Annotated in this window: 5 protein-coding genes; all 5 read right to left on the reverse strand. The window is 67.2% G+C overall.

Annotated features, from left to right (window positions below):
- Positions 1-9 precede the first annotated feature (9 nt).
- Positions 10-765, reverse strand: coding sequence for a flagellar motor protein MotD (gene motD, locus LCI23_RS20350; protein WP_224948263.1), 756 nt, complete (start codon positions 763-765; stop codon positions 10-12).
- Positions 766-774: 9 nt separating this feature from the next.
- A complete protein-coding gene (locus LCI23_RS20355; protein WP_224948264.1) occupies positions 775-1518 on the reverse strand; it encodes a flagellar motor protein in 744 nt (247 codons plus the stop codon).
- Positions 1500-2237 (reverse strand): RNA polymerase sigma factor FliA, encoded by a 738-nt coding sequence (locus tag LCI23_RS20360; protein ID WP_224948265.1) that lies wholly within the window; start codon positions 2235-2237, stop codon positions 1500-1502. Before LCI23_RS20360 ends, LCI23_RS20355 begins: the two co-directional genes overlap by 19 nt.
- Positions 2238-2338: 101 nt before the next feature.
- Positions 2339-3151, reverse strand: coding sequence for an antiactivator of flagellar biosynthesis FleN protein (locus tag LCI23_RS20365; protein WP_224948266.1), 813 nt, complete (start codon positions 3149-3151; stop codon positions 2339-2341).
- The gene (gene flhF, locus LCI23_RS20370) at positions 3144-4613 is read right to left on the reverse strand and encodes a flagellar biosynthesis protein FlhF (protein WP_224948267.1); all 1470 of its coding nucleotides are present in this window, start codon (positions 4611-4613) and stop codon (positions 3144-3146) included. Before flhF ends, LCI23_RS20365 begins: the two co-directional genes overlap by 8 nt.
- Positions 4614-4813 lie beyond the last annotated feature (200 nt).

Genomic DNA, 4813 nt, shown 5'->3' on the forward strand with positions numbered 1-4813 from the left:
TGTTTTATTTCACCGCATGTGGACCGGTTGCGGTTCCGGGACGGCTGCCAGGATCAGCACGGCCACGCGCCGGTTGCGCGCCTGGCCGTCCGGACTGCCGTTCGGCGCGACCGGGCGCGTGGCGCCATAGCCGATGGCGGCCAGGCGCGCATCGCCCACGCCCTGCTCGATGAACAGGCGCACCACGCTTGCCGCGCGCACCACCGACAGTTCCCAGTTCGAGGCGAAGCGCTCGTTGGTGATGGGACGGTCGTCGGTGTGGCCCTCGACCTCGATCCGGTGCGGATCGTTCTTCAGCAATCCCGCCACCTGCCCCAGCACGGCGCGCGCATCCGGCTGCAGCACCGCCTCGCCCTGCTCGAACAGCACGCTGGCATTCAGTTCGACGCTGATGCCGCGCGCATTCTGCGTAACGCGCACCTGGCCCGCTTTCACCAGCGGCAGCAGGGTCGCGTTCAGATCCTGGGCCAGTCTTTCCATGCGCTCGCGCTCGCGCCTGGCCGCTTCCAGCCGGCGGCGGTTGACGATGTGCGACAGCGGCAGCACCGGCTCGACATTGGTATTGACCTGGGGCGCGGCGCCGCGTCCGCCGAAGGCATCGCCCAGCGCCTCGGACAGCACCGCGTACTTGCCCTCGTTGACGATCGAGATCGCGTACATGACGACGAAGAAGGCGAACAGCAGCGTGATGAAATCGGCGTACGAGACCAGCCAGCGCTCGTGGTGTTCGCCGGGGACCGCATCGTCGTAGCGCTTGCGTGCCATGCCTGTCCTCTAGTGGCGCACCAGCAGGCTCGCCACCCGCTCCTCGAGCACGCGGGTATGGTCGCCGCTGGCGAGGTCGTGGAAGACTTCGGCCAGGATCTCGTACTGGGCCACCTTGTCGCTGACGATGGCCTTGAGCTTGTTGGCGACCGGGTAGAAGAACAGGTTGGCCAGCCCCACGCCGTACACGGTCGACACAAAAGCGATCGCGATGCCCGAGCCCAGGCGCGCCGGGTCGGACAGGTTTTCCATCACATGGATCAGGCCCAGCACCGCGCCCAGGATGCCGATCGTCGGCGCATAGCCGGCCGCCGATTCCCAGATGCGCGCGGCCTGGCGCTGCGCGAACTCGTAGGCGCTGATCTCGTTCTCGAGCAGGCTGCGCAGCTTGTCGGGCTGGATGCCGTCCACCACCAGGCGCAGGCCTTTCTGGGTGAACGGGTCCTTGGTGCCCATGTACTGCTCCAGCGAGAGCAGGCCGTCGCGGCGCGCCGTCAGGCTCCACAGGGTGATTTCGCGCGACAGCTTCTCGCGCCCGGACGCGGGTGGAAAGAATACCCAGCGCAGCATGCGCAGGCCGAGCAGGAAGGACCGCCCTTCGCTTTGCAGCAGGGTGGCGCCGAAGGTGCCGACCACCACGATGGCGAAGGCGGCCGGCTGCAGCAGCGAGGCGAAGCGCCCGCCGTCCAGCGTGTGCCCGAGCAGGACGCCCGCGACCGCGAGCGCCAGGCCCGCTACGCTGGCCCAGTCCATAATTGCTCCCGTAGCGTCGCGCGCAGGCGCGAGACGGCCTGGGTGTGCAGCTGCGACACCCGCGACTCGCTCACGCCCATCACGGCGCCGATTTCCTTCAGGTTGAGTTCTTCCTCGTAGTAGAGGCCCATCAGCATCTTCTCGCGTGGCGGCAGCCGGTCGATGGCGTCGATGACGGCCTGGCGAAAGCCGGTGTCGAGCAGGCTGCGCAGCGGATCGCTGTCGTCCACCGCATGGCGGTCGAGGAAGCTGTCGCTGCCGCCCTCGCCGTCGCTGTCGCGGAAGTCTTCGTAGTACACCAGCTGGTGGCCGCCGCCATCGCCCAGCATCTCCTGGTAGTCGGCGAGCGACATCTGGAGCGACCTGGCGATCTCGGATTCGCTGGCCGGACGGCCCAGGCGCTGCTGCAGCGCCTCCATCGCGGCCTCCACCTTGCGCATGTTCTGGCGCGTGGAGCGCGGCATCCAGTCGTTGTTGCGCAGTTCGTCGAGCATGGCGCCGCGGATGCGCAGCACGGCATAGGTCTCGAACTGGGCGCCGTGGCTGTCCTCGTAGCGGTTGATGGCGTCGAGCAGGCCGATCATGCCCGCCTGCACCAGGTCATCGACTTCCACGGAAGGCGGCAGCTTGGCCTTCATGTGGTGGGCAAGACGCTTCACCAACGGCATGTGCTCCGTCAGCAAATGGTTCTTGTCCGCTTTCCCTTTGACCGTGTACATGCGTGTTGTTTTTTGTCTGGTCAAATCCGGTTGGATCCGCCTGTGCGTTCATTCATCGGATAACGATCACCGCGTGGGCGGAACATCCGCCCACCCTACAGTCATCCCCTGCTCATGCCAGGCATCGCATGCAGCGCGAACTTGCCCGCGAGCCTGCGAAACGCCACCGAGGCACCGGCCAGCGGGAAGGCGTCGACCACCGCCCGGCCCAGGCGCGCGGCCCGGTGCAGGTACTCGTCGGCCGGCACCGACCCCATCGAGACAAGGCTTACCGCCAGGTAACGTGTTGCCGCAGTAGACATATTATCGTATACAACCTTGGCCTCAGCCTCGGTCGCGCCGGTGACCAGGATGCCGAAGGGGCGCCGGCCGAGCTGCTGGGCCAGGCGCTTGATCAGCGCGTAGGCGTTGGTGATCGAGGCGGCCGAGGTACCAACCTGCACCACGATCTCCGAACTGGCCATCAGCGGCAGCGGGAATTCGCCATCCGGACCAAGCTCGCCATCGACGATCACGATGCCGGCCTGCTTGACCAGCACGTCGAAGGTCTTGGCCAGGCGCCGCGTCTCGACGCCGGCGGCCGGACCGCCGCGCTGGGGCGCGCCCAGCGTGGCCACCGAGAAGCCTTGCGGCACCGGGTGCAGCACCTGGTTCAGGCCGCACTCCTGGCGCGCCACGCTGGCCAGGCTGGCCGCGCGGCTCAGGCCCAGGCGGCGCGCGACGCCATAGTCGCGCTCGCAGGCGTCGACGATCAGGACCTCGTTCCCCAGCTGGGCCAGCGAGGCGCCCAGGTTGACCAGCATCGCGCCCTTGTCGTCTTCTGGCGTGGCGGACAGGAAGGTGACGATGCGCGGGCGCGGGCCCTGCAGCATCCGGCGCAGGCCTTCGGCCTGGTCGAAATCGAAACTAGCCAAGGTGCACCTCGTGCAGGCGATCGTGGGCGGCGGCGGCCATCATGACCGGCAGGTCGGCGTCGCCGAACTGGGCGCTGGCCTGGCGGGTGTTGCGGAAGGCGCGGTCGATCAGCATGGCGCGGTCGGCCAGGTGCAGGTCTTCCGGCACGCGCTGGCCATTCGAGATGTAGTGCAGGTTCAGCTTCTGGCGGATGACGACGTCGAGCACGTTGCCGATCGAGGCGGCTTCGTCCAGCTTGGTCATGATGCAGCCGGCCAGGCCGGTGCCCTGGTAGGCGCGTACCACTTCGTTCAGGGTCTCGCCGGTCGAGGTCGCGTTCAGGCACAGCAGGCGCTTCACGTCGGCGCCGGATTCGCTCAGCATGGCCACCTGTTCCGTCACCATCTGGTCGCGCTGCGACATGCCGATGGTGTCGATCAGCACGGTATGCTTGTTCTTCAGTTCTTTCAGGGCGATGCGCAGGTCGGCTTCGTCCTTCACCGAGTGCACCATCACGCCCAGGATCTTGCCGTAGATGCGCAGCTGCTCGTGGCCGCCGATACGGTAGGCATCGGTGGTGATCAGGGCCAGCTTGTCCGGGCCGTGGCGCATCACGCAGCGCGCCGCCAGTTTTGCGGTGGTGGTGGTCTTGCCGACGCCGGTGGGGCCGACCAGGGCGAACACGCCGCCGCGGGCCAGCAGGTCGTCTTCGTTGGCGATGGTGGTGAGGTTACGCGCCAGCACGGTCTTGATCCAGCGCAGCGCTTCGCCCGCGTCCTTGGCGACCGGCATTTTCTCGATCAGGTAGCGTGCCAGGGTGGCCGAGAAGCCGGCGGCCAGCATCTCGCGCAGCACGCTGGCCTTGTACGGCTCGCGCTGGGCGGTGGCGTTCCAGGACAGCTCGGCCAGCTGGGTCTCCATCAGGCCGCGCATGGCGCGGATCTCGTTCATCATGCCGCCCATCTCGAGCGCGGCCGATTCCTTGGCCGAGGCGATGGCGGCGCTCATCATCTGGGTCATGGCGGCCATGTCGATGCCCGGCTCCGGGCTGGCGGCGCGGCGGTTGACGTAGGTCGGGGGGATCTCCGCTTCGGGGGCGGCGCGGCGCTCGATATAAGGCCGGGCCAGGTCAGGCTGGCCACCGAAGGAGTCGAGCTGGGGAGCGGCGGCGCGCGGGGCCTGGCGGAATTCGGGCTGGCGCAGTTCAGCCTGGGACTGCGACACGGCGGCGCGGGAGAATACCGGTTCCGGGTCGAAATCATCGTCAAAGGCCTGGAAGGCGGGCGCCTGGGGAGCGCGTGGAGCCGGCGCGTCGACCGCGGGCACGGACAGCGCGGCGACGTCATCGTTGTCCAGCGCCAGGATCTCGACCACGCCATCGACCGGGCGGTTGGAGAGGATGACCGCGTCAGGGCCGAGCGCCTCGCGCACCTTGCGCAGGGCGTCACGGGAAGTAGCCGCTGTAAATTTCTTTACGTTCATCATTTCTCTCCGCACTTCAACTGTACTGTTCTATTTGCCGGGCAGGCGCCATCGCCCGTCCATAGCCAACATTATTGGCGATGCCATCAGGAAACCATCGGGGGAAAAGGAAGGGGAAATTGGGTCATTTCGGCAGGTACCCCGGCCAGGGTGGAGACTTAAGACATGCTTGCTTCATGTGCCAACTGATACCAATGCCT

Origin of the sequence: Massilia sp. MS-15 (assembly GCF_020176695.1) — a bacterium.
Lineage (GTDB): Bacteria > Pseudomonadota > Gammaproteobacteria > Burkholderiales > Burkholderiaceae_D > Telluria > Telluria hydrophila.